The organism is Lacrimispora sp. (genome assembly GCF_032078915.1).
GTDB lineage: Bacteria > Bacillota > Clostridia > Lachnospirales > Lachnospiraceae > Lacrimispora.
In genome coordinates this window covers 1-3,510 of record NZ_DAMAUN010000180.1, presented here as the reverse complement: position 1 = coordinate 3,510, position 3,510 = coordinate 1, and the positions used below count along the sequence as shown (strand labels likewise).

The 3,510-nt window shown below is 43.3% G+C and carries 4 protein-coding genes; 1 reads left to right on the top strand and 3 read right to left on the bottom strand.

All coding sequences use genetic code 11. The annotated features are described in order from the left end of the window. On the bottom strand, positions 1 to 331 hold a 331-nt coding region (locus RT269_RS29865; protein ID WP_313188152.1), incomplete at its 3' end, for a cupin domain-containing protein. Positions 332 to 625: 294 nt separating this feature from the next. Between RT269_RS29865 and RT269_RS29860 the strand changes: the two genes are divergently transcribed. After that, the gene (locus tag RT269_RS29860) at positions 626 to 1,663 is read left to right on the top strand and encodes an HD-GYP domain-containing protein (RefSeq protein WP_313188150.1); all 1,038 of its coding nucleotides are present in this window, start codon (positions 626 to 628) and stop codon (positions 1,661 to 1,663) included. A gap of 63 nt (positions 1,664 to 1,726) precedes the next feature. Here RT269_RS29860 and RT269_RS29855 read toward each other — a convergent pair whose 3' ends face one another. Together RT269_RS29855 and RT269_RS29850 are read right to left on the bottom strand one after the other, a co-directional pair. After that, positions 1,727 to 2,797 (bottom strand): Gfo/Idh/MocA family protein, encoded by a 1,071-nt coding sequence (locus RT269_RS29855; protein ID WP_313188148.1) that lies wholly within the window; start codon positions 2,795 to 2,797, stop codon positions 1,727 to 1,729. 16 nt (positions 2,798 to 2,813) lie between these two features. Then, on the bottom strand, positions 2,814 to 3,308 hold the full coding sequence (locus RT269_RS29850) for a low molecular weight protein-tyrosine-phosphatase (protein ID WP_313188146.1): 495 nt from the start codon (positions 3,306 to 3,308) through the stop codon (positions 2,814 to 2,816). Positions 3,309 to 3,510 lie beyond the last annotated feature (202 nt).

Genomic DNA, 3,510 nt, shown 5'->3' with positions numbered 1-3,510 from the left:
TAACCGGGGGTATTATGTGCAGCAAGGTCTCCATCTCCTTTAAGTGATAAAGAAGGGCCGCATCAAACTGTAGAATATAGCGCTCTCCCAGAGAGGGTGCCTTTAATGAATGAATCACGCCGGAATGGATCAGAATGATATCTTCTGTTTCAAGGGGAAAATGTTCCTCCCTTACAATTACCTCATATCCACCCTTTGTGGGCATGATCATTTCAATTCCTCCATGCCAATGCTCCGGATAATCCTCAACATTTTTATTATGATATAGCCGAAGTCCTAGTGAGCATTCATAATGAATGGTCTCATGCATTCCATTTAAAATTTCAATCATAAAATACCCCTTCTCTATGTCCAAACCTGAGCCAATTCGAATTTTCGTGATTTGTAAAGATTAAAGAATATTTGCATAAAATATTGCCTGATTTTTCTCTTCATACTAGTGTTTAAAATTAAAATTTCCATTGACGCATTGGTTAATTCACACTATAATTTAATGTGTCATTGTGCATATATTTCCAACTTTAACATAAAAAGGAATTTTACGGAACAGAAAGAAGAGACTGCGTTTTGGTCTGTTGAGGTGAAAGAATTGATTTATCTTCCTATAGAGAAATTGACTGAAGGTATGGAATTAGCCCGAAACATCCCGGGAATAAACCCAATGCTTCCTTTTGCGGTAACCGGCTGCAAGTTGAGCGAACGTATGATTGGCCGCATGAAAACCATCGGAGTACAAGGGGCTTATATCTGCACATCGATTACGCAAGGCATTGAACCCGAAGATTTTGTGGAACCGGAGTTAAAGGCTAAAATGCTGACAAGCATCCGCGATGTCTTTGACCAGAGTTTAAAAAAATTTACCTTTCAGTCCAGCAGACAGGTTTACGAGGAGATCGCCAAAGTGGCCGAGTCCGTTGTTATGAATGTTTTGAATAAGGACAAGTATCTCTTTCAGATGATAGATATCAGGGATTATGATGGGTATACCTATTCCCATAGCCTTTATGTAGGCATTTTAGGCGTTTTATTGGGAAAGTACATCGGACTTTCCATTTCCAATTTAAATGATCTGGCACTCTGCGGCCTTCTTCATGACATTGGGAAAACAGATATTCCAATTGATATTACCAACAAACCGGGTCCCTTAACCAGCGATGAATTTGAAATTATGAAGCAGCATCCCAGCCTTTCCTATAAAAAACTGGGCGACCACATCGTAATCTCCCAAGCAGTTTTACAGGGAGTTCAGACTCATCACGAAAAATTTGACGGAACCGGATATCCCTTTGGACTTTCAGGCAAGGATATTCCCCTATATGCCCGGATCCTGGCTATTGCGGATGTGTATGACGCTCTTAGTTCCACCAGGCCGTACCGGAAAGCCTGGTCTCCCAGACGGATTTTTGACTATCTTACCAGCTGCTCCAACACTCATTTTGATCCGGAACTGCTGACAGCCTTCCTTCATTGTGTTTCCGCATACCCCATCGGTACCATTGTCCACCTTAGTGACGGAAGTTCGGCAGTTATTAAGGATAACACGCCGGGATTTTCTCTGCGCCCCATTATCCGCTTCATCAGTCCTCCTCAAAAAGCAGGTATAGATGTGGACTTATCCAGCGAATTATTTAATCTCACCATCATCGATGATGATGAATGCTGAATCCTTATCCCCCATCAGCTTGGGACGGGCTTTTTACCCTACAGAAAAACCCGCCCCTTATCATCAGCTCCAAACCTGGGTTTTTGATTCTACCATCTGACCGCTTTTAAGAGCCTGCTCCATAAGTATCCTTACATAGGCATCCTGAAGCCCCTCTGAAAGAGGATAAACCTCCGCGCCTTCCTCAATAAACCGCCTCATTCCAAGCATAATAGTTCCTATAGCCGTTTCATCCTGCGGAAGTCCATTTGCTTTACCTAACTCATAAAACGGATTCCTGTAAAGCAATTCCTGCCCCATGTAGATTTCTTTGATTCCATTTCCTGTTTCAAAAGGTTCTTTTATCATCTGATATTCCCTTGGCCGGTTGTCTTCTCCCACACTGCGAAGCGTCCAGTCATCCAGTTCCCCTCTCATACCCTGAACATTTAAATGGCGGCTCCTGATCCTGGAATGATACTGTATGCCGTTAAAATCATAAAATGCTGTTTTTCCCCCTTTAAATTCAAAGGTCAGCCTGACCCTTTCTCTCTCACTCACCCTGCCGTCTTCAATAAACCCCTGCCTGGAATCCGTTTCCACTACCGGATATAAATATTTCTTTCCATACACTTTCATGTTCTCCAAACCTGTTCCTAAAAGCCGCCGGATTAAGCTGGCTCCATGGTAGTCATGAACTGCGGAGATATTAACCATATACGGATCACCAAGATACCCCCGTTTCGCAATCTCAATAGCCGCATGAAAGACCGGATATTCAAAATACTGCTCCGCCACCTGTATCCTGGCTCCTTCCTGGGCATGAAGACGCCAAAGCTCCAGAAGATCTCCTAATTCCATAGCAGCCGGAGTCTCACAAAGCACCGGATATCCTTTCAGTGCCCATTCCCTTGTCACCTGAAATATAGAATCCTTGTTTACAGCCACAACAACAAAATCCGGGTTTTCTGACCGGCATTCCTCTGGGCTTGCCACGGCTTTGATTCCTGTTTCCTCCTGCAGCCACTGCGCTTTTTCTTTTGTCCGGCAAAGAAATGCTGCCAGATTAAAACAATCCGGATAAGCTTTGGCAATCCTGGCATAGAACAGGGATCTCCATCCGGAGCCTATTACAACAAAATTAAGTGGTTTCATAAATAATATCCCCTTGCTACCTGTAACTCTCTCCAGTTTCCTGCTCCAAAATATAGGTCAGAAGCGCTTTGCAGCCTTCATACACATCATCATAGGTACGGTCAAAATCCCCGGTATACCACGGGTCTGCGATGTCCCTTGGGTCAGGGGAGAAGTCCAAAAGCCGCCTTACCTTTCCTTCCGGGTCTCCACCCAGGATTCTAAGCGTATTTGTCACATTCCGCTGTTCCATACCAATGAGATAGTCGTATTTATCATAATCCTTCCGGGATAACTGCACCGCATGCTTTCCATCTGTAGAAATCCCATATTCCTTAAGCTTCTTTCTTGTCCCAGGATGCACCGGATTGCCAATTTCTTCCGTACTTGTAGCTGCTGAGGCTACATAGAACCGATTGCTTAAGTGCTCCTTTTCTATCATATCCTTCATAACAAATTCCGCCATGGGAGATCTGCATATATTTCCAAGGCAGACCATTAATATACGGATGACATCTTGTCCTCTCTTCATCGCATGAATCTCCTCAATTCTTTAAAAGCTTATAAGGTCTTAATACTCTCTTAATATACCCTGTAATATCTTTTGATGCAACAAAAAAGCGCAAACCCATTCCTGGATTTACGCATTAAAATTCTGTGCTATGCACCATAACCTGCTGCATATACCCTCAAAACCACACATTGTTACATATCTATCTTCATCCGTTCTTTCC